Source organism: Tateyamaria sp. (genome assembly GCF_039940735.1).
Classification (GTDB): domain Bacteria; phylum Pseudomonadota; class Alphaproteobacteria; order Rhodobacterales; family Rhodobacteraceae; genus Tateyamaria.
This window is the reverse complement of the sequence record NZ_JBDVGB010000001.1, coordinates 1-24,682: the sequence shown is the minus strand read 5'-3', so window position 1 is coordinate 24,682 and position 24,682 is coordinate 1. Positions and strand designations below refer to the sequence as shown.

Here is a 24,682-nt window from a genome sequence, read left to right as displayed (position 1 = left end):
CGTTTGGGGCGCTACAAATCCCACGCGCTATTAGCGAATGAGAGGTGGCGACATGGCACTTTCCGAGCAGTTTCTAGAAGACGACATTCACCCAATTGATATCGTTGAACATCTGGCCGAACATCACGAATGGGACTTTGATCGTATCGGTGATGATCAGATCGCCATGGCTGTCGAAGGCCAGTGGCGCACGTATTCACTGACCCTTGCGTGGTCGGGATATGATGAAACACTGCGCATGGTGTGCACGTTTGAACTGGAACCACCTGCCGAAAAACTGCCTGCCCTTTATGAATTACTGAACCTGATCAACGATCAATGTTGGGCTGGGTCGTTCACCTATTGGGAAGAACAAAAGCTGATGGTCTACCGCTATGGTTTGGTGCTGAGTGGGGGGCAAGTGGCCAGCCCGGATCAGATCGACACCATGATCAGCGCCGCCGTCATGAGCGCGGAGCGGTACTATCCTGCGCTGCAATTGTTGATCTGGGGCGATCGCACGCCAACAGATGCGTTGCAGGTCGCCATTGCAGAGGCCTATGGCCGCGCGTAATCTATGCCCCTGACAAGTGCGGGGGAAAGATCCATGAAAGACACACGTATCGCGGCCCAAGGTCTTGTACTTTTGGGCTGTGGCAAGATGGGATCGGCCATGTTGGCCGGTTGGTTGGATCGCGGGTTGCCCGCGGATCGCGTGTGGGTCATTGACCCGAAACCGTCGCTTTGGGTGCATGGCACAGGTGTTCACATCAACGAACCTTTACCGGATGCCCCAGCCGTCGTTTTGGTCGCTGTTAAACCGCAGATGATGGGTGATGCTTTGCCGTCGATTGCCGCGTTTGGGGGGGGCGAGACGGTGTTTGTCTCTATCGCCGCCGGAACGCCGATCGCGAAATTCGAAGAAGCCTTTGGCGTCACAACCCCCATTGTGCGTGCCATGCCCAATACGCCTGCAGCCATCAGTCAAGGGATCACGGCGATCTGCGCTAATGCGGCCGGGCAGGGCGGTTTGGACGAAGCGGCTGATTTGTTGTCGGCTGTGGGCGATGTTGTGTATTTGGACAGCGAGGCGCAGATGGACGCTGTGACTGGCGTCAGCGGGTCTGGCCCGGCATATGTGTTCCACATGATCGAAACATTGGCGGCGGGGGGCGTGGCGCAGGGCTTGCCTGCTGAGCTTGCCATGCAACTGGCCAAGGCAACGGTTGCAGGTGCCGGCGCGCTGGCGTTGCAATCCCAAGATGACCCGACCCAATTGCGCATCAACGTGACCAGCCCTAGCGGCACAACTCAAGCGGCCCTAGAGGTGCTGATGGATGAAAAGGCGGGTTTTCCCGCCTTACTGCCACGCGCCGTTGGTGCAGCAACCCAAAGATCAAAGGAATTGGCCCGTGGCTGAAATTGAATTCGATGACTTTCTAAAAGTCGATGTGCGTGTGGGCCGCGTTGTACGCGCTGAGCCTTTCCCTGAGGCCCGCAAACCCGCGATCAAGATGTGGGTGGATTTTGGCCCCGAATTGGGCGAGCGCAAAACCTCGGCCCAAGTCACCGTGCACTACGACCCCGAAACCCTTGTTGGGCGGCAGGTCATGGCCGTCGTCAATTTCCCACCGCGTCAGATTGGGCCATTTATGTCCGAAGTGCTTGTGCTAGGCTTTCCCGACGCAGATGGCGCGATTGTACTGGCCACACCAGACAAGGACGTCCCAACCGGAGGACGCCTGCATTGACCCGGCTTTGGATCACACGACTCTTGCCCCAAGACGTTGTGGACGCCGCGCAAGCGGTCTGTGACGAGGTGGTGGTGCGCCCAGAAACGCTGCCTTTGACGGATGCGGAACTGCGCAGCGCTTTGCGCGACTTTGATGTCGTTCTGCCGACTTTGGGTGATCAGTTTTCAGCCGCGGTCTTTGCGGATGTGGCTAACCCGCGTTGCAAACTGTTGGCGAATTTTGGCGTCGGCTACAATCATATCGACGTACAAGCAGCCACTGCTGCGGGGGTTGCGGTAACGAACACACCGGGCGCTGTGACGGATGCCACCGCGGATATCGCCGTTATGTTGATGCTCATGTCTGCCCGCCGTGCGGCCGAGGGCGAGCGGTTGGTACGCGCCGGCGATTGGGCCGGATGGCATCCGACGCAGATGTTGGGCCTGCACATGAGCGGTAAACGTGTCGGCATCGTCGGGATGGGGCGCATCGGGCAAGCCATCGCAAAGCGCTGTCATTTTGGGTTCGGGATGGACGTGCACTATGTCAATCGCTCGCAAAAGTCGTTGGACTTTCCGGCCAGCAGGGTCGCGACGCTGACATCTTTGGCCCAGCAGGTGGATTTTCTGGTCGCAGCCGTACCAGGCGGGGCAGAAACGCGGCACCTGATCTCGACCGAGGTGTTGGGCGCGATGCAAGCGCACGCACATTTTATCAATATCGCGCGCGGGGATGTTGTGGACGAAAGCGCGCTGGTTTCAGCGCTTGCAGCAGGCACCATCGGCGGCGCGGGGCTGGATGTCTATGAACGTGAACCTGCGGTGCCAGAGGCATTGCGCGTATTGGATAATGTCACGCTGTTGCCGCATCTAGGGACGGCAGCGCTTGAGGTGCGTTTGGCGATGGGGCTGATGGCAGTGGACAATGTCGCGGCATTTGTCAGCGACAAGGATTTGCCTAACCGCGTCTGACGCTATTCTTCGGCCATTGCTTCGCGCCAGTGACGGCGGCACAGCGACACATAGGTGTCATTGCCGCCGATCTGAACCTGCGCGCCACCCGCTTGCGCGCGTCCCGATGCGTCACGGCGGATCACCATCGTGGCTTTCTTGCCGCAGTGGCAAATGGTGCGGACCTCGCGCATTTCATCGGCCAGCGCCAACAATGTGGCGGAGCCCGGAAACAGTTGTCCCAAGAAATCGACGCGCAAACCGTAACACATAACAGGCAGGTTCAAGTCATCCACCGCGCGGGCAAGCTGCCAAACTTGATCTTCGGTCAGGAATTGAGCTTCGTCCACAAAGACACAAGCAATCGCAGATTCAGAATGGCGGGTTTGTAGCCGTGCAAAAAGGTCATCAGTGGTTGAAAATACGTCCGCCTCTGACCCGATGCCGATGCGCGATGCAATGCGGCCTTCGCCCGCCCGAACATCCAGTTGAGCTGTCAGCAAATAAGGTTCCATTCCACGTTCGCGGTAGTTGTGCGCGGCTTGCAGTAAAACGGTCGATTTGCCCGCATTCATTGTGGAATAGTGAAAGTACAGTTTTGCCATATCGCGGGTGCTTAAATGGCGTCCACGTCAGGGGCAAGACCCATGGCGCGGCTTTTCAGAGCGATTCGAATTGCGGTGCATAGGCAACCTGCTTCCAGCGCCAAGCGCTTTTGAGGCATGCAAGCATCAGTGGCGCCTATTTTGTGGGCTAGGCCCTAGGGTGGGTCCGATGATCTGTGGCGCCATTAATAAAACGCCTTTGGAATCATCGGACCGAACCGGGATACTGGTTACTATGAAGCCGGCACAAAGAGACAACTCGACCTCTTTGGGGAATGTGCCAACTCCACTTACACTTGACCACTTGCGGGCCAACCCACCTTGCTGCCAGCTTGCGCTGGCCCGTCGCTCCCGTAGAGACAGAAGACGGGTCGGACCCCACCCTGCTCCGACGTCGGGGGCATCGGATACTCGTTAACATCCCAAAAACCGAAGGGATGAGTTACAAATGACATTTCAATTCGGTACGATTAATGGGAAAAGAGATCGTAAATTCCCCTCACCTGGGGTTGCAAGGGCACTTTTGTGGGATAGGACATCGCAACATGGCTGGTTTTGGCAGTTATTTAAAGAAGCACACCGAGGCATTGGTGAAGGACGTTGGGATCGAACCGGCCTGTGCATTGACTGGGAAATCCAAGGCAACACTTGGGCGTTACTATTCGGACAATCCAGAGCATGCCGACCGCTTCATGCCGGTTGACGCCGTTGTTGCTTTGGAAAAAGAAGCCAAATTTCCGCATGTGACAAGCGCCTTGGCCGAATTGCAGGGCATTACGCTTGACCATGACGACCGCCGCCGCAATGACCAGCGGTCGGGTGGGGTGAACACTGATGTGATCGCACTTAGTCAGCGCTTTGCGATGTTGATGGGCGAATATCAGCAATCCATCGAAGACGGCATCATCACTGTCAACGAAGCCAAAAGGTTGCTTAGAGAAACGGCAATGTTGCAGCAGGTTTTGATCGATATGAAGCTGCATTTGGAAGACGAAAGTGGTTGATACGACGCTTGGGGCAGATGATCTGCCAGCGTTGGTACAAACCGCTTTGACTGACATTGATACTGATCACTTGCGCGCCTCCAATGATCCGGGCCATCCACCGCGCATTCTTTTACTTTACGGATCGTTGCGTGCGGAAAGCTATTCGCGCCGTGCCGCCGAAGAATCTGCTCGAATTTTACGCCATCTGGGGTGCGAGACACGGCTGTTTGACCCGACAGGCTTACCGCTTGTCGACGGCGCGGACGAGACTCACCCCAAAGTCGTCGAACTGCGCGATCTAGCGGTCTGGGCCGAAGGTATGGTGTGGTCTTCGCCTGAACGTCATGGGGCGATGACAGGAGTGATGAAAATGCAGATCGATTGGTTGCCCTTATCGCTTCAGGGGGGGATCCGTCCGACGCAAGGCAAGACGCTGGCTGTGATGCAAGTGTCTGGTGGGTCGCAAAGTTTTAACGCTGTGAACCAAATGCGAATCCTTGGGCGCTGGATGCGCATGGTGACAATCCCCAACCAATCAAGCATTCCCAAGGCATGGTTAGAGTTCAAAGACGGGCGTCTGCCTGCGGGGCCGTTCTATGCCCGTGTGGTGGATGTGATGGAAGAATTGGTGAAGTTCACTTGGATGGTGCGTGGACGTTCGGATTATCTGGTGGATCGGTATTCGGAACGGGTGGAAAGTGTTGAAGAGGTGCACAAGCGCGTCTCTGTTAAAGACAGCTGATGCCGTCGGTCCGGGACTGTTTTTGCACATTTGTGCAAAAAGGCACCCGCCCGCCGACCCTTGTGTCGGGCTGGTTTCAATGTCGGGAAAGTGCTGTAACGCCGCGTCACTGCACCTTGATTGATCCGTCTGTGACAGTGCATTCTGACGGTGTTGTTGGGAGTTGAGGTTGTGAACGAAGAAACGACCAATGCCGAGGTCATCGGCCTTCTGCGTGATATTGATGGTTTGAGCGCGCTTCCTTTGGACGTTCTGGAACGCATTGTCGAAACGGCTGAGCATCAGACGTTCGGGCGCGGCGTGTATCTTATCGAAGAAGGTGATGCGGCAGATACTTTGTATATCGTGCTGCGCGGCCGCTTTACCGTTTTGATTGGCGGACATGCGATCGCGGAAATTGCCAAAGGTGAGCCTGTCGGGGAATTGGCATTCTTTGCGGGTGGTACGCGCACCGCGTCAGTGGTGGCTGCGCGCGATAGTGCGGTTTTGAGCCTAAGCCGCGCAGCTTACGATGCGCTTGCAGCCCATACGCCCGCCTTGGCCAATGGAATTTTGGCGGCTGTGTCACGTCGTCTTGCACGCACGGTTGCCGGGACACCACATTTGCGCCCCGTTGCGGGGCGGGTGTGTGCGATGTTTCCGGGCGGTGCGGATGCCGTCATGGATCCGGCATTTGTCGCAGGCATACGCGCCGCTTTTGACGACGTATCGGGTTGGACTGTGTTGGACGCCAATGCATGCGACGCACAGACCCGCGACCACGCAGGCGCACTGGCCCAATGGCTAGAGGCGCAAGAGCGCGAGCATGGTAACCTGCTGCTGATATGTAGCGACCCCGCGGCGCACCCTGTTTGGCAACAAGTGTCTGCCAACAACAGTGATACCATTATGATTGTCGCCCCGAAGAGCGGTAGCTTTTCCGCAGCCGACGCACCTTCGGACCTTGAAAATGCGATCTTTGATGCGACGCTGCCCGCACACCTGCATGTGATTTTGCACCGGCCGACGGCGCAGGACAGCACGGCTGACACGGTGCGATGGCTTGATGGTCGCCGCGTGCGACTGCATCATCATCTTGCGCTGGATACCGCCGCTGATTTTGCCCGCATCGGGCGATTTGTGCGTGGCGAGGCGTTGGGTTTGGTTTTGTGTGGCGGCGGATCTTACGGCACCGCGCATCTGGCGGCGATCAAAGCACTGCACGAACAAGGTTATGTGTTTGATTTTGTTGGGGGTACCAGTGTCGGGTCTGCGATGGCTGGGGCTTTGGCGCTGGGCCATGGCCCTGACGAGGTTATGGAGCAGTGCGAGGATATTTTCCTGCGCTCCAAAGCGATGTCGCGCCTGACGGTGCCGCGCTTTTCGTTGCTGGACCACAGGGTGCGGGACGCGGCGTTGCGCAAACACTATTCCGACTACAACGTCGAAGACCTGCCCATCAATTTTTTCGCCATCGCGACCAGCCTCACCCACAATGATGTGAGTGTGATCCGTCGTGGGCCATTGTGGCAGGCGATTTGTGCCTCGACGGCCATTCCGGGGGTCTTTCCGCCGTTCTTGCATGACAATGGCGAAGTGCTGATTGATGGCGGCTTGATCGACAATGTGCCGATTGGCGCGATGCGCGATCTTAAGGCGGGCAACAATGTGGTGTTGAATTTCCTGCCCGGCAAACCTTGGATGTCCAAAGCGCGCTATGAGGATTTTCCGGGGCGTTTGGAAGCATTGACCGGGCTTGCGCGTAAACCCAAACGCGGTGTGCCCAAGCATCCAACGGCCTTTTCAGTGCTGGCTCGTGCTATGGTCGTCAATGCCCGCAAATTGTTGCGCCAAATCGATGTCGGTGATGATGTGTTGCTGAACATATCGGTGTTACGCGGCATGAGCTTTATGGATTGGAGACGCGGGCGCGAACTGTTTGATACGACCTATGAACAGATTTCCGGCATGTTGCAGTCCTCGGCATCTGCCGAACAGACCTATGATCGACAAATTCAACGTTTGCGCGGGGTCGCCGAACAATTGGATGCGTTCAGCGAAGAGGGCTCAAGCCAGAACGCAGTGCCTCAACCGCCCCGCTCAACGATCACAGAGCCGACGGAATAGCCTGCTCCGAACGAGCAGATAATGCCCAAGTCGCCGGGGCTGAGGTCGCTTGAGTTTTGCGAGAATGCGATGATTGATCCCGCCGAAGACGTGTTGGCGTAATCTTGCAAGATATTGGGCTGCTCTACGGGCAAAGGCACGCGCCCCAGTACCTTTTTGCCAATAAAGTCGTTCATCGATTTGTTGGCTTGGTGCAGCCAAAGACGCTTGAGCTGATCCGCCGCGATGCCTTGGTCGTCCATGTGACTGGTCACATGTTGGCTGACCATTGGCACGACCTCTTTGAAAACTTTGCGCCCGTTCTGCATGAATTGCATGTCTCGTCGGTCTTGGACCCCATCAGGGCGAGAGCGGCGCAAATAGCCGTTATTGTTGCGGATATTGTTGGAAAACTCGGTGGCGCACCGGGTGGATTTGATCTCGAAATAGGGGCCTTTGGCGTCTTCGATCCGTTCAATCAGCACAGCCGTTGCCACATCACCAAAGATGAAATGGCAATCCCGGTCGCGCCATTCCAGATGGGCAGAACAGATTTCAGGGTTCACCACTAGGGCCGATTTGATCGAGCCCGAGCGCACCATATCCGCCGCGGCCTGAATGCCAAAGGTGGCGGATGAGCAAGCAACATTCATATCAAATGCAAAGCCCGGAACACCCAAAAGGGCCTGAATTTCGATGGCCACTGCCGGATAAGCGCGTTCATGGTTGGATGCGGCACAGATAACCGCGCCCACGTCTGCGGCTGTTTTGCCCGCAGCCTTAAGTGCTTTATGCGCTGCGTCCACAGCCATTTCTGCCATGATCGAAGGCTCGTCATCGCTGCGTTGGCGCAACAGGGGGTGCATGACCTCGGGGTCCAACACGCCGGATTTGTCCATCACGTAACGCCGTTCGATGCCCGATGCTTTGACGATGAATTCTTCTGAAGAATGTGCTTTGGCATCAAGCTGACCTGCAGCGATCGCATCGGCATTTTCCGCGTTGTAGCGATCGGCATAGGCGTTGAATGCCACAACCAGTTCCGCATTCGAAATGGACATTTCGGGTGTGAACACACCTGTTCCGGTGATGGCTGGCGTAAATGACATGGTGCGCCCCTTAGTTGGGTGATCAAGGTTTCAATGTACCTATAGGCGGGTATGCCCCCTCGCAAGGGCGCGGGGCTGTGTGGCTTGGGGGTGACGTAACGTAGACTTGCAGGTGGGCGGCGTTTTGAAAGGCCGCCCAAGCAGGTGCTTGTGTGCTGCGCGAACCTTGCGCATTGTGATCCCGCGCAGACACGCAAAGGAAGGTCGCAAAATGATAATTATCGCCGCTAACGGCTCGCGCGCTCTGCATGGCACACATCGTTTGCCTGCACAGTCTTGTTCTGTCGCGTGAGGGGGTAAGCCATGCGTATGATATCAAACCCGTTTCGCGCCGTGGGCCTGTCACATAAGGACCTAACAGATGTGCCATACCCCAGCATAAATGCCGATGCGCCACAGGCGCTGTTGGCACGGTGCCCACATGCTGGGATCACGCCTTTGGTTGACGCCCCGACAGTGGCGACAGCCAGCAACGTGGCCCAAGTGCAGATCAAAGACGAACGCACCCGTATGGGTTTGGGCAGCTTCAAAGCACTTGGGGCGGCTTATGTCATCGCCTCGGATGCGGCCAAGGGCAAAGCGCGCGGCGCAACCTATGTGACGGCGAGTGCCGGCAATCACGGCCTTTCGGTCGCCGCCGGTGCCGCCGCTTTTGGGGCGCGGTCCGTGATTTTTCTGGCCCAAACGGTGCCCGAAGTTTTTGCCGAACGGTTGCGCGACATGGGCGCCGAGGTGGTGCGCGCCGGTGCCAATTATGAAGCAAGCATGGACGCCGCCATGCAAAACGCGGCTGATAGGGGCGCGATCTTGCTGTCGGACAGTTCTTGGGTGGACTACACCAGCCGCCCCCACGTGTTGATGGAAGGGTACCTCGCGCTGATGGCCGAGGTGTTCACGCAAATCGATTCCCCCCCGACGCACCTGTTTTTGCAAGCCGGAGTAGGCGGCCTTGCCGGGGCTTGCGCTGCGCTGGCGCGGGCCACATGGGGTGATGCAACCCGCATTACTGTGGTGGAACCAGACGCCGCTCCGTGCTTGATCGCGAGCGTTGAGGCCGGCGCACCGATTGAAACCACAGGCCCATCATCGGCCATGGGCCGGCTTGATTGCAAAGTGCCGTCGTTGATTGCGCTCAAAGGTTTGGCGCGCGATGCGGACCACTTTATGACGATTAGCGAAGCAGAAGGTGCGGTGGGCGCCGATCAAAGTGCCGCGCACGGGTTCGAAAGTACCCCATCAGGGGCCGCTGGGATCGCAGGGCTGTTGGCGGCAGATCGAACCGTGTTGGGCCTTGATGCGGCATCGCGCGTGCTGATCATCTTGTCCGAACAGGCCGAAACGTGAGTGGCTTCCCTGCGTCAGAATTTCAAACCCGTGTGGCAAACGCCCAAAGGTTGATGGCCAAGGCGGGCCTTGATGCGCTGCTTTTGACCACGGAACCTGAGGTTCGTTATTTTACCGGTTTTCTAACGCGGTTTTGGGAAAGCCCGACGCGTCCGTGGTTTGTTGTAATCCCCGCGCAGGGCGACCCCATCGCCGTGATCCCGTCCATTGGCGCGCCGCTGATGCGCGCCACTTGGGTGCGCGACATCCGCACGTGGCGCAGTCCGGATTACACAGATGACGGCGTGTCCCTTTTGGCGCAGGCATTGGGCGAAATCGTCCCGACCAACGGGCGCATCGGTGTGCCCTCTGGCCCGGAAACGCATTTGCGTTTGCCGCTAAACAGTTGGGACGCCTTGCAACGCGCGTTGCCGGATCGGACCTACTGCGGCGATGCGAATATCATCCAAACCTTGCGCATGACCAAATCCAAGGCCGAGATCGACAAAATCGCCGCCGCCTGCGCCATAGCAGACGCCGCCTTTGCACGCGTTCCCGAGATCGCCGCAAAAGGTGTGCCTCTGTCCGACGTGTTCCGCCGCTTTCAGATGCTTTGCCTTGAGGAAGGCGCCGACTGGGTTTCTTACGTTGCAGGTGGCGCAGGTCAGGGTGGATACGGAGACATTATCGCCCCCGCCACGGACGCCCCCCTTGCCGCCGGGGACGTGCTGATGCTGGACACGGGCGTCGTCAAAGATGGCTACTTTAGCGACTTTGACCGCAACTGGTCGGTGGGTGCTGCGACCCAAGCAAGCACATCCGCCTATGCCCGCCTGATCGACGCCTCTGACGCAGGTTTTGCGGCTGCGCGTCCCGGTGCCACGGCCGCCGATCTGTTTCACGTCATGGACGGCGTGCTGACAGGCGGAGCAGGTGGGTCGGATGCGGGGCGGTATGGGCACGGGCTGGGGATGCAGTTGACGGAATGGCCTTCGTTGATCCCTGACGATCATACGGTTCTTGCGCCGGGCATGGTGTTGACGCTTGAACCGGGGCTGGAATTGCCAAACGGGGCCACTTTGGTGCACGAAGAAAACATCGTGATCACCGGAACAAGCGCGCGCTATCTGTCGACACCCGCGCCGCGCACCCTTCCCGAGGTTTAAGCATGCCAACCTATACCACAGCGCAGGACACCCGCACCAAACTTGGCCTGATCGCGCTGCAAGCAGACCGCACTATTGAGGACGATTTTCGTCGTCTTATGCCACGCGATGTCAGCCTGCTGGTGTCGCGCGTGCCGTCGGGGGTGGATGTAACTTTGGACAGTCTGGCGCAGATGGAAACCGCGTTAAGCGGTGCAGCCGCGTTGTTCCCGGTGGGCCACACATTCGACGTCGTCGGGTATGGTTGCACATCGGGCACTGCGCAGATCGGGACAGATGTGATTGCAAACCACGTGCAAGCGGGCACCACGACGCGCATGGTCAGCGAACCCGTCACGGCTTTGATTGCGGCGTGCGATGCTTTGTCGGTCACGCGACTTGCGCTTTTGTCACCCTATGTCGCCTCTGTTTCTGACCGGCTGCGCGGGGTATTGGATGCCGAAGGCATCCAAACCCCGACATTTGCCAGCTTTAACGAAGGCAACGAAGCCGCAGTGGCACAGATCGATGCGGATTCAATTACAGCAGCAACAATCGACATGATGGCAGGCGCAGACGTACAAGCGGTGTTTTTGTCGTGCACAAACCTGCGCACTTTGGACGTGATTGCACCGCTCCAAGACCGCTTGGGAATCCCGGTTCTGTCGTCGAACCTTGTCCTGGCATGGCATTTGTTAAGGCAAGGCGGTGTAAATGTCGAAACCCCGCGTGACCTTTTGTAAATGCGCAAAATTTGCCTGCAATCGCGTACAGGCCTTGCGCCGTTCGTAGGCTAGGTGTTTTCTGACACTCGGACAAAGAAGGTAAAAACACCACAATGAAACTGGGATGCATCGGCGACGATTTCACCGGATCAAGCGATCTGGCCAACACGCTTGCCAAGGGCGGCATGCGCGCCACGCAATATACCGGCGTGCCAGATGGTCCCGCCGACGCATCAGTCGAGGCAGGCGTTGTGGCGCTCAAATCGCGATCGGTTCCTGTGGCGGACGCAGTGGCCATGTCGCTTGAGGCATTGGAATGGTTGCGGGCGCAGGGCTGCACGCAGTTTTTCTTTAAATATTGTTCGACCTTTGACAGCACAGCCGATGGCAACATCGGCCCCGTCGCCGACGCGTTAGCCGATGCATTGAACGCACATAAGGTCATCGTCTGTCCCGCCTTTCCCGGCACGGGACGGTCGGTTTTTCAGGGGCATTTGTTCGTCAACGATACCTTGCTGAGCGAAAGCGGGATGCAAAACCACCCGCTGACGCCAATGACGGATTCGGATCTGCGCCGCTGGTTGGCACCGCAAACGCACCATTCTGTCGGGCACGTGGCCGCAGGCGATGTTTTTGAAGGTGATGCGGCCATTCGCACAGCTTTAGAGGGCGAACACAAAGCCGGTCATCGCTTGATCGTGGTGGACGCGATCCGAGACGCCGATTTGCGCGCAATCGGAAAGGCCGCACATGATCTGCCGCTGATCACTGGCGGGTCGGGCGTTGCATTGGGCTTGCCTGCGAACTTTGGGTGCACACCGGGTCCGGTTACGTGGACGGGGCAAAGCGGTAAGGCTGTCGCATTGTCCGGGTCCTGTTCAATCGCCACGCGTGCGCAGGTTGCCTATCATGCGGCGCGCCACCCTGCGCGCGAAATCGTAGCCGAGGACGTCATCGAGGGGCGGCTAAATGTCGACAACCTAGCAGCGTGGCTGCTGGACCAAGACGGCGTGCCGCTGGTCTATAGCTCAGCTGATCCAGAGGAAATTCGCCGAGTGCAAGACACATACGGACGCGAACGTTCTTCCGCTGCGATTGAGGCGTTCTTTGCTGACGTTGCCGCAAAAGTGCACGCGGGTGGCGCGACGCGCATCATCACAGCGGGGGGTGAAACGTCGGGCGCGGTTGTCGAAGGGCTAAGGCTGGATACCCTAGATATTGGGCCGGAAATCGACCCCGGGGTTCCTGCTTTGCGCGCCGCACCTGATCTGGTGGTCGCATTAAAATCAGGGAATTTTGGAACCGATGACTTCTTTGAAAAAGCATCCCGTATTTTGGCAGGCCTATGAGTAATGAAAGCGCATTGCGCGACCAAATCTGTCTGCTGGCAAAGTCCCTGTTCGAACGGGGGCTGACCCACGGCAGTACTGGGAATATTTCGGCCCGAACGGATGACGGTGGGTTGCTTGTGTCACCGACGGGAACCAGTTTTGGCCGCCTTGACCCGGCGCGGCTTAGCCGGTTTGACGCGCATGGTGTGCATGTTGGCGGGGACAGCCCAACCAAAGAAATGCCGCTGCACACGGCGTTTTACGACACCCGCAGCACTGCGGGCGCGGTGGTTCATTTGCATGCGTGCCATTCAGTTGCGCTGTCGCTGTTGCCCGGAGCGGATCCCGATAATTTCCTGCCACCGCTCACGCCCTATGGGATTATGAAGCTGGGCAAAGTCACATTGCTGCCGTTCTTTTTGCCCGGTGACCCTGCGATGGGGCAGGCGGTGCGTGGGCTGGCGGGCAAACGATCGGCTGTGATGTTGGCCAATCACGGGCCGGTTGTTGCTGGCAAAGACGTTGAAGCTGCGTGCAATGCTATTGAAGAACTTGAAGACACGGCCAGGCTTGCTTTGATGACACGCGGGATGTCTCCACAGGCGTTGACTGACGCGCAAGTTAATGCGGTCGTAAAAAAGTTTGACGTAGCTTGGGATGATTGATGGTTGGAACTTGAGTATTTGAAGAACAATGAAGCAATACCGCTGTGTGTTTCATTGTTCCCAAAATACTCAAAAACGACGTTTGTTTCAACGTGCTGCCAAGATTAGGTCTGATGCCTTTTCGCCAATCATGATTGCGGGGGCATTTGTATTGCCGCTGACAATCTCGGGCATAATCGAACAATCGGCGACGCGCAGCCCTGCGATGCCGTGGACACGCAGCTGATCATCCACCACAGCCATTTTGTCGGCGCCCATTTTGCAGGTGCCCGTGGGGTGATAGATGGACGCGGTGTTGTTGCGTGTCCAATCTAATGTGGCGTCATAATCGTCGATGGGCATGTCCGCATTGGGGCGGTATTCCTGCGATATCCTTGCTGTCAAAGGGGCATGGCGGGCGATTCTGCGGGCAATATTAACGCCGCTTACGATGGTGCGGCGATCGGTTTCAGTGCTGAGGTAGTTGGGGATAATCTTGGGATAGGTGCGTCCGTCTGAACTGGCCAAGCGAATTTCGCCTTTAGATTCAGGGCGAAGTTGGCAAACCGACATGGTGAATGCCGAAAATTTATCCGCCCCTTTGCCGGGATTTTCAGCCGAAAGTGGTTGAACGTGAAATTGAATGTCCGGCGTTTCAAGATCAGGTCGCGTTTTCAGAAAACCTGTTGCAAGGCTCGCGGCCATTGCCATCGGGCCCGAACGGGACATCAGGTATTTCAACCCAATGCGGGCTTGCCCAAATAGGGACGAGACCTCGTCATTCAGCGTCGGTTCGTTGCATTTATAGACAAGGCGTGCCTGCAAATGGTCTTGCAGGTTTTTGCCCACGCCGGGCAGGTCAGCGATCATGTCTATGCCGTGTTCGGCCAGTTGCGCGGCTTCGCCGACACCCGACAACATCAACAGTTGCGGAGAGTTGATTGATCCACCCGACAAGATGACTTCGCGCCGCGCCGTTACCGTGCGCTTTTCACCATTTCGGTCGCGGTAGGTGACGCCGGTGGCGCGTTTATCGGTGATGTTCACGCGTTCGACCGGCGCGTGGGTGATGATGTGCAGATTGCTGCGGGATTTGACCGGATTCAGAAACGCCACGGCCGAAGAGCACCGCCGCCCGTTGCGCGCCGTAAGTTGGAAAAACCCAACACCTTCTTGATCTTGGCCGTTATAATCGGGGTTGAATTTGTATCCTGCCGCCTGTGCAGCCGCTACCCAAGCATCTGTAATTGGGCGTTGTATGCGCATGTCCGAAACAGACAAATTTCCCTGATCGCTGTGAAATTCATCCGCCCCGCGTTCGTTGTTTTCGCTGCGCTTAAATAGCGGCAACACGTCTTCCCACGCCCAGCCGCGGTTGCCCATTTGCGCCCAGCGATCATAATCTTGGGCCTGTCCGCGCACGTAAAGCAACCCGTTCAGTGACGACGAACCGCCCAACACTTTCCCGCGCGGCCATTCGATCGTGCGCCCGTTCAGACCGGGATCAGGTTCGGTCTTGTAACACCAGTCAACGCTGGGGTTGTGGATGGTTTTGAAATAGCCGACCGGAATGTGAATCCACGGGTTCCAATCGCGCCCACCGGCCTCAAGCAAAACGACGCTCACAGTCGGGTCGGCGCTTAGCCGGTTTGCCAGAACGCAGCCCGCCGATCCGGCACCCACGATGATATAATCGGCTTCCAATCCCGCACTCCTCGGTCGTTGTGTGAAAAAAAGACTATTCAGAAGCTGCTGTCTAGGCTAGCCTTTTATGAGATAAAACGTCTCAATAAATGCATCAGGGAGGATAGCATGGGAGTTAGTGACAAAATAAACGGCATTTCACGCCGAGATTTGTTCAGAGTTGCAGGCCGTTACGGCATGAGTTCGACGCTTTTGGCGGCAAGCGGGTTTGGTGGGGCAATGAGCCTTGCAAACCTCGCATCCGCGGCAGAATCGACCTATGAAAAGCGTTTTGCCAAAGAAGCCAAGTTCACGCTTAAGTTCGGCGCAGCCGGTTTTAACGCCCGCAACTTACTGATTGAACGCGCTGGTGCATTGGAATTTGCGCGCGATTTGGAAAGCCGCACAGACGGTGAAATTCGCGTCGAATTTATCGGTGATAACCAGATTTGTGGTCAGGTGTCTTGCGTCGAAAAAGCCCAACAGGGCATCATCGACATCTATGCGGCCTCGACACAAAACTCGGCCGGGGGTGCACCATACCTTAACGTATTGGATTATGCGTATATGTTCCGTAACCGCGCGGATCAGTACCATTTCTTGTATTCCCCAGCGTCCCAAGCGTTGCTGCGCGAACCTTATGAGCGCCGCCACGGTCTGAAATTCCTTTTCAGCCACGCCGAATTGCGCGGCATTCAGTTGGGTCTTGCATGGGAAGACAAACCAACAGTCACATCCGTTGAACAACTGTTTGGCACCAAGAACCGCGTGACCGGCACCCAACTAGGCCGCATCGCGATGACAGCGTTGAACCTGAACCCGGTTCCAATCGCGTGGGAAGAAACCCTTGATGGTCTGAAACAGGGCTTGATTGATGGTGCGGAAACATGGGCGTCTGCCGTGGCTTACGCCAACATGTCGCCTGTGGTCAGCCAGTCAGTGCACCTGAATTTCTTCTGTGGCACAGAACATACGGCAATGAATGCTGGCGTGTTCGACAGCCTTGGTGGCGAATTGCAGGACGCAGTTATGGAATCGTCTTACTGGGCGCAAACCCACGTGCAGGCGGCAAATGAAGTGGCATTGATCAACACCGTTGGCCAATCCGATCCGATGATGCCAAATTCGATCTTTGCGCAAAACAACGTGCGCAACGCCTTCTTGTCCGATGCCGAAATGCGGAAAGCCGAAGAAATGTGTTCGCCCGAATTCCAACCACAGCTGTGGGAAGAATGGCGCGAGCGTATCAACGGCTGGCAAGGTGGCGCAGACACCTATCAAGAAATCTATGACGAGGTCCGCACGATCCCAGGCGACACATTGCCTGAAAACGTCGAACCGCGTCGTTGGTGGAAATCGTAATCGCGCACGAAACGATCAAGGCCGACCCTGTTTTTCGGGGTCGGCTTTTTTGCCAAAAGAGCGCGAAATGCGCCATGCTCGGCAAGATAAGAATCAAATGATAAGGGGCTTGGGATGTCGATCTGGGCGGATATGTCTACCATCGTCACAGCGACGTTGAGTGGGGACATCAATTTCAAAGTTGTGCAGGCCTATCGATCAGATGCCGCGTGGTTCTTGTTTGCGCCACTGACCATGATCGGCGCTGTTCTCGTTACCTATATCTACAAACTGTCACCTTGGCTGGATCGCAATTTCGAACGCTTGATCGCCGTGGCTGCTTATATCATCATTGCTGCAATCATCTTTTCCGGCGTGATCCAACGTTTTGTGTTTTCGTCACAAGTGCCGTGGTCCACCACCATGCCGCCGCTGATCTTTATGATCATGTCGTGGTACGGCTGTTCGTATAACGTCAAGCTGCGCACGCACCTTAGTTTTTCTGAATTCCGTTCCAAGATGGGGCACAAGCAACAGTATATGTGCCTTGTGATGGACAATGTGCTTTGGTTCATTTTCTGCATCATCTGCGTGACCACAATGGCGCGGATCACGGTCAATACATACGATAACTTTGCCATCGTTTTAGGCACTGACGGCGTGATGCGCTGGTGGTTTATCGTGACAATGCCGATCTGTTTTGTGCTTATGGCGGGCCGCGTTCTAAGCAATGCGATGATTGACCTTGGCCGGTATCGCAACAACGAAGTCCTTATCAAACAAGCGGTCATCGGGGGGCAAGGGTGATGACGGATGGAACGTGGATTACGCTTATCTCATTGGCGGTGACGCTGCTGTTTATGCTGGGAACACCGGTTTTGCTGGTGATCTTTTACTGGTCGGTCGGCTGTAGCCTTGTCATCGGGTTGACGCTGGACAACACGGGCAACGAATTGCTGAACGTGTTCAAAGACGGCTTTGCCTTGCTGGCGATGCCGCTGTTCATCTTGACCGGTGATTTGATCAACAAATCGGGCATCGCAAAACGATTATCGGACTTTGCCTACGCCTGCCTTGGCTGGTTGCGCGGTGGTTTGGCCATGGCGGCCATTGGCGCATGTGGGCTGTTTGCCGCGATCTCGGGATCGAATTCGGCCACCACCGCCACTATCGGTTCGATGTTGCACCCTGAAATGATCAAGGGTGGATACGACGAACGCTTTTCTGCGGCCACAGCTGCGGCGGGCGGCACGGTCGGGATCATCATCCCGCCGTCGATCATCTTTATTGTGTACGGTTTCCTGATGAACCTGCCGATTTCGGACCTGTTCATTGCGGGCATCATTCCGGGCGCTTTGATGGTGATTGCCATGATGGGTGTGTGTTTTGTTGTGTCTGTGATGAACAAATGGGGCGTTCTGATCGCCCTATCACCGTTTCGGGTGCTTAAGACGGCGGTGGGCGCGTGGCTCGGTTTTTTTGCCATCGGGCTTGTGCTTTGGGGGATTTATACAGGCAAGTTTTCCCCAACCGAAGCCGCGGGCGTAACCGTTGGGTTTGGGATCATTGCGGGGGTGATCAGCTATCCGCTTAATAAATTTATGAAGGTCGATCAGGCCGCACCGATCGATGAAAAACCTTTTGCGTCTATGCTGACGGTCGAAGGGTTCCGCATTCGGGATGTGCCTTCGGTAGTCGAACGGTCGGCACAGATCGCTGGTATTCTGACGCCGCTGATTGCGGTGTCGGTGGTGATGCAACAGGTACTTGGGCGCTTAGGTGCGGCCGAGGTCATCGGCGAACTGCTGCGCAGCATGGGCGGGTATTACCCTATTTTGTTCACAGCGATGGCGATGGTGTTTGTGGCAGGCATGATCCTTGAAAGCCTTCCGGTCACGATCATCATGGCGCCAATTTTGGCCCCGATTGCGGCGTCGGTGGGCGTGGATCCGATCCACTTTGCCGTGGTCTTTTTGGTTGGGGCGTCGATTGGGTTCATAACGCCACCCTATGGCCTGAACCTTTATGTCGCATCTGGCGTGACGGGCGTTCCATATTTCCGATTGCTGCGATACTCTACGATGTATCTGGGCGCATTGCTGTCGGTTTGGATCCTTGTTGCATTGGTCCCCGAACTTGCATTGTTCCTGCTACCGAATAGATAGCCAAAAGAACCATGCCTGACGATCAACACTTTGAGCCCACCGGCCAAATCCCCACCAACTTGCGACTGTTGTTGCTGATGGAGGAGGTGGTCAAACGCGGGGTCGCCGTCAAACCGTCGGATTTGATCGAGGCGCTTGGCTTGCCCAAACCCACGGTGCACCGCCTGTTGCAAACGGCCGAAGCCGAAGGTTTCTTGCAGCGCGATCTTGATGGGCGGTCATACGGTCCGGGGCCGCGTTTGCGTGCACTGGCCGTCAGTACAATGTCGTCGGAACATCTGCGCACTGCACGCCTGACCATTTTGCGCGGTGTGGCCGAACAGATAGGCGAGACATGCAACCTTGCCACGCCCGACCGCGAAGGCATGATCTATCTTGATCGGGTCGAAACAGAATGGCCGCTGCGCATCCAACTACCGATTGGCACGCAAGTGCCGTTCCATTGTACGGCCAGCGGCAAAATGTATTTGTCGACCATGCGCCCACATATCCTGCGATCTATTCTATCCGCGCGTCCGTTGGAAAAGCGGACCGAGTCGACCTTGATTGATATGGATGAAATCAAGGCCGAGCTCGACCTTACTCGTGAACGTGGCTACGCCACCGACAACGAAGAATTCATGAGCGGCATGACAGCATTGGCCGTGCCGGTGCTGGACGGGCAGGGTAAGCTGCTTGCGACGCTGTCGGCGCACGCGCCCCTTCAACGTTGTACTTTAAGTGAGTTGACCGCTTATCTGCCTGTGCTCAGCAAAGCGGCAGCGGATCTTACCGCGTTGCACATGGGCTAGCCTTAAAGGCCGTGTAAGCGGTGGGTTTCCAACAACTCCACCAATGTCTCGCAGGCTTGGCGCCGATGCGCATGGTGCACGTCGTGGGCGCGGACCGGGTCGCGTTCAGCAATCGCTTGATAGACGTCGCGGTGGGCTGTGTTGGATTGGGTGGGTTTGGGACGCATGAACAATGTCGCGGCGCGCGCCCGGCGCACCTGATCACGCATGACGGATACGATTTGGCCCAGCCGGGCATTGCGCCCTAGCCGCACCAATTCGTGGTGAAACTGATCGTCGGCTTTTGCCCATGCAGGCAGATCACTGGCTGTTAACGCATCATCCATGTCGCGAATGGCTGTCGCCAAGGCGGCAAGGTCTTGTTTGGAATAGCGCGCTTGTGCTGCGCGCGCGGCGGCCAAGCTTTCAAGCTCTGTCAGAATGTCATAAATATCGCGCATGTCTTGGGCCGACACTGGCACAACGCGGATGCCGCGTCGGGGTCGCACCTCGACCAACCCTTGGGCTTGTAATTGCAATGCTGCTTCGCGGATGGGGGTGCGCGACACGTTCAGCCGGGTGGCCAGTTCTGTTTCCAAATGATCCGAACCGGGCAGCAATTCGCCCGAGAAAATCAATTGCCGCAACGCCGACAACGCCCGATCTACATGCGATGGCCCGCCCATCAATGTACATCCAATGCCAGTTTGCGCCCCGCCTCATCCGAGGCATAGATCGCATCCTTGATGCTCAAAACATTCAGGTAATCACGCGCTTCGTTTTCCAAGGGCGTACCCGTTTGCATGGCACGGACCACATGAGATTGTAGGGCAAACACGCAATCCCCGCCAAAACCGTCCCACACGCTGGCAGGCAAGACGGTCACGGTGCTGGCCTCATTAAAGGCGCGCCGCTCAACGGACCCGTCACCAAATAAAGTGAGGGTGCCATGTGTGCCTTCGATCCACGCCTCGCCCATGGTGCGGCGCAGGTTGTCGGATGTGTGGTCCAGATGGCGGTTGCCATCAAAAACGGCCCGCACACCTGACGTGTGATCAAACAGCACAATCCCCGCATCCTCGCCTTTGATCGCAGGGTTAAGTCGGCGCAGGTCTGCATAGACATGTGAAACAGGGCCGAACAGGTAGCGGAATGTATCGATCCAATGCACACCCGTTTCGTGGATCAAAAAGCGCGGCATCGTCTGGAAATAGGGCTGCCGGTCTAGATAGGCGTCCGGCCCTTGCCCGTCGCCGGGACGCAGGCGAAAGGTGGCGTTCAGGATATCGCCGATACGGCCCGATTCCAATTCGGCCTTGATGGCGCGATACCACGGTTGAAAGCGGAAATTTTCGTGCACAATCAGGCGCGCATCTGCGGCTTTGGCCTCGGTCACGATGCTGCGGGCTTCTTGCAAGTCACGGCAAAAGGGCTTTTGGCAAATGATCCACTTCACACCCGCGGCCAAGCCCGCGCGGATCGTTGCTGCGTGGGCATCTGGGGGCACAATGATGTCAAGCAGATGCGGTGCTGCGTCTTCCAGCATTTCGTCGAGGTCGTCAAAAGCCGGAAGTGCAGTGGCATCTGCACGGCCCAAATCCGAGTCGCACGCTGCGACAAGGTCGATACCATCGATCCGCGCCCATGCATCGTAATGGAACTGACTGAAATAGCCTGCACCGACACAAGCCACACGAATGGTCATTTCAAAGCCTCTTTTACGGCGGTTATCACCTCTGCCGTGGTCGCAGTGCCGCCCAAATCGCGGGTCAGCACGCGCGCTTCAGCGACCACTTGATCGACGGCATCGCGCAGCCGTGTGGCGTCTGACTGCATGGCAGGCACGTCGTGGCGACCGCCCAGCCATTCCAGCATCATCGCGCCTGAAAGGATCATTGCCATTGGGTTCGCAATCCCTTGACCTGCGATATCGGGGGCCGACCCATGGCAGGGCTGAAACACCGCATGATCAACGCCAATGTCTGCCGATGGCGCAAGGCCAAGCCCCCCCATCAACCCGGCCCCCAAATCGGACAGAATGTCGCCAAACATGTTTTCCGTCACCATCACATCAAACGACCAAGGGCGTTCCACCATCCACAACGCAGTGGCATCCACATAGGCGTGTTCGGCTGAGATCTCAGGGTGTTTGGCCGCTTCGGCATCGAACATCTCGCGAAAAAACGCAAAGGCGCGGAACACGTTGGCCTTGTCGACACAGGTGACTTTGCCCGGCCCACGTCCAGAGGCCTTGCGCGCCTTGGCCAGATCAAAGGCGAATTTGAACAGGGGTTCAGAAATGGCGCGAGTGATGCGCAGGGTTTCGCGGGCCTCGTCGGCCTCAACCTCACCGCGCCCTTGGGTGTAAAACAACCCTTCGGTGCTTTCACGGATCAGCACAAAATCGACCGGTTTGTCGGTCGCCAACGGCGTTGGCTGTCCGGGGCGGATGGTGACGGGGCGCACGCCTGCAAACAGAGTCAGCGCTTTGCGCAAATCGATCTGAGGCGAGATTTCGGTGCCATCTGCATATCGCACATCCGGGAGGCCCATGGCCGACAACAGGATGGCATCGGCGGCGCGAGCGGCATCCATTGACGCTTGGGGCAGGCTTTCGCCTGTATCGCGGTAATGCGCGGCACCTGCAGGCGCATCGGTGAAACGCAAATCATACCCGCCCGCCTGTGCGAGTTCAGACAACAACGCCGTGGTGGGCCCCATAATCTCCGGCCCGATGCCGTCACCTTGAAAGACTGTGATGTCATAGTTTGTTTTCATGGCGTGCGCCCCCTTTGGCCGTAAACTGGTCCGCAAGCGACTCGCCTTTGGTGGGTTTCTGCGTATACGTTAAAGTATACATTATCCAGTGCCCGCGTCAGGGCCACACCAATAGGGACACCAGCCATGCCATTTGCCGTCACCGTTGTTTTTGAGATCAAGCCAGGCCAAATGGAGCCTTTCATGGAAGCGATCCTTAACAATGCACGTTGCTCTGTGCGGGACGAACCGGGGTGCCGTCAGTTTGACGTATGCACAGACCCCGGCGATCCTAACACTGTGTTCCTTTACGAAAAATACGATGATCTGGCGGCGTTTGAGGCGCACCAAACCATGCCGCACTACAAAGCCACCGGCCCAAAGGTGGTGGATTTGGTGGCAAGTAAAACCCTGCGCACCTTCGCTCAGGTCGACACATGAGCGACTGGACCATCCACGCCATTAAGTACGGCGAACGCGCTGGGCGCACGCGGGCGGACAGCTTTATCTTTGATGACAACCATGATGCGCCCCATACTATCGATTATTACATGTGGCTGATCCACGGGACGGGGCCACATCAGGGACGCGTGATCTTGGTCGATACCGGCTATGATAATGACGAGGCCCGCGCGCGGGGGCGCCCGATCAGGCTGGACCCGGTCGAGGCCCTCAAGCCTTTTGATCTGACGCCCGAAGACATTACCGAAATCATCGTCACCCACTTGCATTACGACCATGCGGGCGGTTTGCACCTGTTTCCGAATGCTAAACTGCATATGCAAGCCGCCGAAATGGCCTATGCCACGGGGCCGTGCATGTGCCACGACGCGTTGCGCATGCCGTTCACAGCCGATCACGTGTGCGAAGCGGTCAAGCGGCTGTATTCGGGCCACGTGATCTTTCATGATGGAGAGGCCGAAATCGCTGACGGCATCACCGTGCATTGCATCGGTGGGCACAGTCGCGGACTGCAAGCGGTGCGGGTGCGCACGCAAGTCGGTTGGATGGTGCTGGCCTCGGATGCGTCGCACTTTTACGAGAACTTTGTCGCGCGCAAACCGTTTCCCATCGTGGTTGATTTGCAAAACATGCTTGATGGGTTTGATACGCTGTACCAGCTTGCCAGCCGCCCGGCGCTGATCATTCCGGGGCATGATCCGTTGGTGCGCAGCTATTTCCCAAATGATTTAGCAGAACATATTTGCCGTCTTGATGTGGGTCCAAATGGCGAAATGCCGCTGCTTTAAGGGTCTTTTCTGTCACATTGGTCCCGGGAATGTGACAAATTTAGTTTGTACCTTGGGGAATTCATCCCTACCTGTGGGGCAAGTTTCCGCACTGCAGCATAATGAAAGAGACAGACAATGACACGTACAGCTATCATCACTGGATCCACTAGCGGCATCGGCCTTGGCATCGCCGAAGCGTTCGCCGCTGAAGGCTTCAACATCATGTTGAACGGTTTTGGTGATGCAGACGAAATCGAAGCCACCCGCGCCGAACTTGACGCCAAAAGTGCCGGCACCGTCGCCTATAACGGCGCTGACATGACCAAGCCTGACCAAATCGAACAGCTTGTGCTACAAACCGAAGAACAATTTGGCGCCGTCGATATTCTGGTAAACAACGCGGGCATCCAACACGTCGCCCCGATCGAAGAGTTCCCGATTTCCAAATGGGACGCGATCATCGCGATCAACATGAGTTCGGCCTTTCACACCATCCGCGCAGCTCTTCCGGGCATGAAAAAACGTGGATTTGGGCGCATCATCAACATCGCATCCGCTCACGGTCTTGTGGCGTCGCCCTATAAGTCGGCCTATGTGACGGCCAAACACGGCATCGTTGGCCTGACCAAAACCATCGCCCTTGAAGCCGCCCAAGATGGTGTAACTGTGAACGCGGTTTGCCCTGGCTATGTGCTGACCCCGCTGGTCGAAGGCCAAGTGGCCGACACTGCCAAAGCACGCGGCATCACCGAAGACGAAGTCAAAAACGACGTCATGCTTAAGGCGCAACCGACCAAGGAATTTGTCACCGTTGAACAGCTTGGTGCTGTCTGTGTGTTCCTGTCGACCGAGGCCGCGGCATCGGTTACGGGCGTGTCGATGCCCGTCGATGGCGGCTGGGTCGCGCAATAAGGCACGGCTTTGATCCACGCGGCGCGCCGAACTCTTGGCGCGCCCATATAAAACACACTCTGCCCATCCATTAGGAGGCACCCCATGCCCAAGACAAACGGCCGTCAAAAGCGACACGAGAAATCGATCAACCTTGCCTTGCAAGGGGGCGGGTCGCACGGGGCGTTCACATGGGGCGTGCTGGATCGCATGTTCGAAGAAGACCGGCTTTGGATTGACGGTATCAGTGGCACGTCGGCGGGGGCGATGAATGCGGTTGTCGCCACGCAAGGCATGTACAACGGCGGTGCAGCAGGGGCGCGGGCGGAATTGGAAGAGTTCTGGCGCGCAGTCAGTGTGGCTGCACAGGGCAGCCCGATCAAGCGCACAGCCCTTGATATGATGTTTGGATCGTGGTCGTTGGACCATTCGCCCGGCTATATCATGGCGGACGCGCTGTCGCGCATGGCTTCGCCTTATGAATTG

At 57.0% G+C, this 24,682-nt stretch carries 26 protein-coding genes; 20 read left to right on the top strand and 6 right to left on the bottom strand.

Features of this window, described 5'->3' with window-relative positions:
- Positions 1-52: 52 nt before the first annotated feature.
- Genes ABJF76_RS00130 through ABJF76_RS00115 form a run of 4 tightly spaced genes read left to right on the top strand, consistent with a single transcriptional unit; the run spans position 53 to position 2,683 of the window.
- Positions 53-553: a YbjN domain-containing protein gene (locus ABJF76_RS00130; protein WP_413819723.1), complete on the top strand. Its 501-nt coding sequence runs from the start codon at positions 53-55 to the stop codon at positions 551-553.
- Between the two features lie 33 nt (positions 554-586).
- Complete coding sequence (proC, locus tag ABJF76_RS00125) at positions 587-1,399, top strand: pyrroline-5-carboxylate reductase (RefSeq protein WP_413819724.1); 813 nt, start codon at positions 587-589, stop codon at positions 1,397-1,399.
- The gene (locus tag ABJF76_RS00120) at positions 1,392-1,730 is read left to right on the top strand and encodes a tRNA-binding protein (protein WP_413819725.1); all 339 of its coding nucleotides are present in this window, start codon (positions 1,392-1,394) and stop codon (positions 1,728-1,730) included. Before proC ends, ABJF76_RS00120 begins: the two co-directional genes overlap by 8 nt.
- Complete coding sequence (locus ABJF76_RS00115) at positions 1,727-2,683, top strand: 2-hydroxyacid dehydrogenase (protein ID WP_413819726.1); 957 nt, start codon at positions 1,727-1,729, stop codon at positions 2,681-2,683. The genes ABJF76_RS00120 and ABJF76_RS00115 overlap by 4 nt, the downstream gene beginning before the upstream one ends.
- Positions 2,684-2,685: 2 nt before the next feature.
- Here the strand turns inward: ABJF76_RS00115 and ABJF76_RS00110 are convergent, their stop codons facing one another.
- Positions 2,686-3,267 (bottom strand): thymidine kinase, encoded by a 582-nt coding sequence (locus ABJF76_RS00110; RefSeq protein ID WP_413819727.1) that lies wholly within the window; start codon positions 3,265-3,267, stop codon positions 2,686-2,688.
- A gap of 545 nt (positions 3,268-3,812) precedes the next feature.
- Between ABJF76_RS00110 and ABJF76_RS00105 the strand changes: the two genes are divergently transcribed.
- The 3 genes from ABJF76_RS00105 (at position 3,813) to ABJF76_RS00095 (ending at position 7,101) form a co-directional block, all read left to right on the top strand.
- Positions 3,813-4,271: a hypothetical protein gene (locus tag ABJF76_RS00105; protein WP_413819728.1), complete on the top strand. Its 459-nt coding sequence runs from the start codon at positions 3,813-3,815 to the stop codon at positions 4,269-4,271.
- Complete coding sequence (arsH, locus tag ABJF76_RS00100) at positions 4,264-4,995, top strand: arsenical resistance protein ArsH (RefSeq protein ID WP_413819729.1); 732 nt, start codon at positions 4,264-4,266, stop codon at positions 4,993-4,995. Before ABJF76_RS00105 ends, arsH begins: the two co-directional genes overlap by 8 nt.
- A 171-nt stretch (positions 4,996-5,166) precedes the next feature.
- Complete coding sequence (locus ABJF76_RS00095) at positions 5,167-7,101, top strand: patatin-like phospholipase family protein (RefSeq protein ID WP_413819730.1); 1,935 nt, start codon at positions 5,167-5,169, stop codon at positions 7,099-7,101.
- On the opposite strand, the gene ABJF76_RS00090 is transcribed toward ABJF76_RS00095, so the two are convergent.
- Positions 7,062-8,189, bottom strand: a complete 1,128-nt coding sequence (locus ABJF76_RS00090; protein WP_413819731.1) for a beta-ketoacyl-ACP synthase III — start codon at positions 8,187-8,189, stop codon at positions 7,062-7,064. The two genes, ABJF76_RS00095 and ABJF76_RS00090, sit on opposite strands and share 40 nt — an antisense overlap.
- A gap of 303 nt (positions 8,190-8,492) precedes the next feature.
- Here ABJF76_RS00090 and ABJF76_RS00085 point away from each other — a divergent pair, with 303 nt between their 5' ends.
- The 5 genes from ABJF76_RS00085 to ABJF76_RS00065 all read left to right on the top strand — a co-directional run bounded on the left by ABJF76_RS00085 (position 8,493) and on the right by ABJF76_RS00065 (position 13,378).
- The gene (locus ABJF76_RS00085) at positions 8,493-9,533 is read left to right on the top strand and encodes a pyridoxal-phosphate dependent enzyme (protein ID WP_413819732.1); all 1,041 of its coding nucleotides are present in this window, start codon (positions 8,493-8,495) and stop codon (positions 9,531-9,533) included.
- Entirely contained in the window at positions 9,530-10,678 is a 1,149-nt protein-coding gene (locus ABJF76_RS00080; protein WP_413822473.1) for a M24 family metallopeptidase, read from the top strand. Before ABJF76_RS00085 ends, ABJF76_RS00080 begins: the two co-directional genes overlap by 4 nt.
- A gap of 2 nt (positions 10,679-10,680) precedes the next feature.
- Positions 10,681-11,400 (top strand): Asp/Glu racemase, encoded by a 720-nt coding sequence (locus tag ABJF76_RS00075; protein ID WP_413819734.1) that lies wholly within the window; start codon positions 10,681-10,683, stop codon positions 11,398-11,400.
- Positions 11,401-11,495: 95 nt separating this feature from the next.
- Positions 11,496-12,731: a 3-oxo-tetronate kinase gene (otnK, locus tag ABJF76_RS00070; RefSeq protein WP_413819735.1), complete on the top strand. Its 1,236-nt coding sequence runs from the start codon at positions 11,496-11,498 to the stop codon at positions 12,729-12,731.
- The gene (locus ABJF76_RS00065; RefSeq protein WP_413819736.1) at positions 12,728-13,378 is read left to right on the top strand and encodes an aldolase; all 651 of its coding nucleotides are present in this window, start codon (positions 12,728-12,730) and stop codon (positions 13,376-13,378) included. The genes otnK and ABJF76_RS00065 overlap by 4 nt, the downstream gene beginning before the upstream one ends.
- Positions 13,379-13,465: 87 nt before the next feature.
- Here the strand turns inward: ABJF76_RS00065 and ABJF76_RS00060 are convergent, their stop codons facing one another.
- Positions 13,466-15,061 carry a GMC family oxidoreductase gene (locus tag ABJF76_RS00060; protein ID WP_413819737.1) on the bottom strand — a complete coding sequence of 532 codons (1,596 nt, stop codon included), beginning with the start codon at positions 15,059-15,061 and terminating at the stop codon, positions 13,466-13,468.
- Between the two features lie 108 nt (positions 15,062-15,169).
- On the opposite strand from ABJF76_RS00060, the gene ABJF76_RS00055 reads away from it, so the two are divergent.
- From ABJF76_RS00055 to ABJF76_RS00040, 4 genes are all read left to right on the top strand, one after another.
- A complete protein-coding gene (locus ABJF76_RS00055) occupies positions 15,170-16,402 on the top strand; it encodes a TRAP transporter substrate-binding protein (protein ID WP_413819738.1) in 1,233 nt (410 codons plus the stop codon).
- A gap of 114 nt (positions 16,403-16,516) precedes the next feature.
- On the top strand, positions 16,517-17,188 hold the full coding sequence (locus tag ABJF76_RS00050; RefSeq protein ID WP_413819739.1) for a TRAP transporter small permease: 672 nt from the start codon (positions 16,517-16,519) through the stop codon (positions 17,186-17,188).
- Complete coding sequence (locus ABJF76_RS00045; protein ID WP_413819740.1) at positions 17,188-18,546, top strand: TRAP transporter large permease; 1,359 nt, start codon at positions 17,188-17,190, stop codon at positions 18,544-18,546. Before ABJF76_RS00050 ends, ABJF76_RS00045 begins: the two co-directional genes overlap by 1 nt.
- A gap of 11 nt (positions 18,547-18,557) precedes the next feature.
- On the top strand, positions 18,558-19,337 hold the full coding sequence (locus ABJF76_RS00040; protein WP_413819741.1) for an IclR family transcriptional regulator: 780 nt from the start codon (positions 18,558-18,560) through the stop codon (positions 19,335-19,337).
- A gap of 2 nt (positions 19,338-19,339) precedes the next feature.
- Here the strand turns inward: ABJF76_RS00040 and ABJF76_RS00035 are convergent, their stop codons facing one another.
- The 3 genes from ABJF76_RS00035 to ABJF76_RS00025 are packed head-to-tail and all read right to left on the bottom strand — an operon-like array spanning position 19,340 to position 22,094.
- Positions 19,340-20,002, bottom strand: a complete 663-nt coding sequence (locus ABJF76_RS00035) for a GntR family transcriptional regulator (RefSeq protein ID WP_413819742.1) — start codon at positions 20,000-20,002, stop codon at positions 19,340-19,342.
- Positions 20,002-21,021 (bottom strand): Gfo/Idh/MocA family protein, encoded by a 1,020-nt coding sequence (locus ABJF76_RS00030; protein WP_413819743.1) that lies wholly within the window; start codon positions 21,019-21,021, stop codon positions 20,002-20,004. Before ABJF76_RS00030 ends, ABJF76_RS00035 begins: the two co-directional genes overlap by 1 nt.
- The gene (locus ABJF76_RS00025) at positions 21,018-22,094 is read right to left on the bottom strand and encodes an isocitrate/isopropylmalate dehydrogenase family protein (RefSeq protein ID WP_413819744.1); all 1,077 of its coding nucleotides are present in this window, start codon (positions 22,092-22,094) and stop codon (positions 21,018-21,020) included. Before ABJF76_RS00025 ends, ABJF76_RS00030 begins: the two co-directional genes overlap by 4 nt.
- Before the next feature lie 126 nt (positions 22,095-22,220).
- On the opposite strand from ABJF76_RS00025, the gene ABJF76_RS00020 reads away from it, so the two are divergent.
- From ABJF76_RS00020 to ABJF76_RS00005, 4 genes are all read left to right on the top strand, one after another.
- Positions 22,221-22,514 carry a putative quinol monooxygenase gene (locus tag ABJF76_RS00020; RefSeq protein WP_413819745.1) on the top strand — a complete coding sequence of 98 codons (294 nt, stop codon included), beginning with the start codon at positions 22,221-22,223 and terminating at the stop codon, positions 22,512-22,514.
- A complete protein-coding gene (locus ABJF76_RS00015; protein WP_413819746.1) occupies positions 22,511-23,323 on the top strand; it encodes an N-acyl homoserine lactonase family protein in 813 nt (270 codons plus the stop codon). The genes ABJF76_RS00020 and ABJF76_RS00015 overlap by 4 nt, the downstream gene beginning before the upstream one ends.
- A 117-nt stretch (positions 23,324-23,440) precedes the next feature.
- Positions 23,441-24,217 carry a 3-hydroxybutyrate dehydrogenase gene (locus ABJF76_RS00010; RefSeq protein ID WP_413819747.1) on the top strand — a complete coding sequence of 259 codons (777 nt, stop codon included), beginning with the start codon at positions 23,441-23,443 and terminating at the stop codon, positions 24,215-24,217.
- Between the two features lie 84 nt (positions 24,218-24,301).
- Positions 24,302-24,682, top strand: a 381-nt coding sequence (locus tag ABJF76_RS00005) for a patatin-like phospholipase family protein (RefSeq protein ID WP_413822472.1), incomplete at its 3' end; no start/stop codon positions are given.